The following is a 1,228-nucleotide window of genomic DNA, read 5'->3' as shown; positions in this document are numbered from 1 at the left end:
GTTTTGGCAATGATTATTATATCCTTAAAAACATTTACCCCTGCTATATTTGTAGTAACGACTGGTTTAACAGCTGCCAAATATTCATATAGTTTTAGAGGGTTCATACTTACAGTGAGTGTTGATACTTTATGTGGAATGATACAAATATCGAAAAATGATAAATATCGTGGCAATAAAGAGTAATGCTTATCTCCAAGGTAATGAATATTTTTATATTGCAAAAGTGATTTAATGGTTTTTTTATTTATAATCTGTCCTATGAATGCAAAATTTATCTGCGGTAAATTTTCCGCCACAAATTCAACTAGATCCACATCTATTCTATCCTGAATCTTGCCGGCGTAACCGACAATTGGTTTGGTAATATTTTTCATATCTTCTGGAATGTTTTCAATTTTCTGAGTCCGAAAATAATCAATATTAACTCCGTTAGAAATACAATATACTTCATTCTTACTGTCAATAAAAAATGATTTTAATGATTCGGAAACTGTGAAGATTAAATCAGCTTCCTTTTTAATCTTTTGGTATCCTTGTTCTATTTCTTTTTTAGCATAGTTTAATTCGGGATGTTCAAGCCAATTATCAATAGCATCAAAAACTAACAAATTCTCTCCCAGTTTACCAATTATTCCTTCCGATAATGGGTTCCATAAAAAAAGAATAAAATTATGAAATTGCAGATAGGCAATGGCATACTTCATTGCCTTTATAACATGAGATTGTTTAAATATATAACCCCACCATCTTTTTTTTAAGATTAATGGCTTTAAAATATCAAAAGAAAAATAATCAAGTACAAATGTCTTTTCTGAAACTTGCGATAGACAATTGTTTATTCCTTTATAAATTACTGTACCATTTTTTACCTTCCACCAACATTCTTTTAGCAACATCTCTGGCAATGAAATAGGACGGTCAATTATTAATATTTTCTCTATTTCTGGCAATTTTTCAAATTCCAGCATCAAATGTGCATCACGAGTTCTAAACCCTTCCCTCTCACATTTCTTCCAGTCATGCAGGGGTAAAATAACTAAATTCATTTTTATAGCTCATTAGTAAAACTTTTAACATAATCTTCAGTCTCTTATGTTATGTCAATAAATCCAATGTAATCTATAAACAATTCTCCTACCGCTCTACCAACGGGGTCAATACGAATAAAATTGATAAGCCCATCCCATGTTGGGATATCACCTAAATTAAAATAATAAATATGAAA

General features: G+C 30.2%; 1 protein-coding gene. It reads right to left on the bottom strand.

Features of this window, described 5'->3' with window-relative positions; all coding sequences use genetic code 11:
* Window positions 1-1,049: glycosyltransferase (locus tag AB1349_14485; GenBank protein ID MEW6558533.1), on the bottom strand; the 1,049-nt coding region annotated here is incomplete at its 3' end.
* Window positions 1,050-1,228 lie beyond the last annotated feature (179 nt).

This window comes from Elusimicrobiota bacterium, assembly GCA_040757695.1.
Taxonomy (GTDB): domain Bacteria; phylum Elusimicrobiota; class UBA8919; order UBA8919; family UBA8919; genus JBFLWK01.
This window is presented reverse-complemented; position numbering and strand designations above follow the sequence as displayed.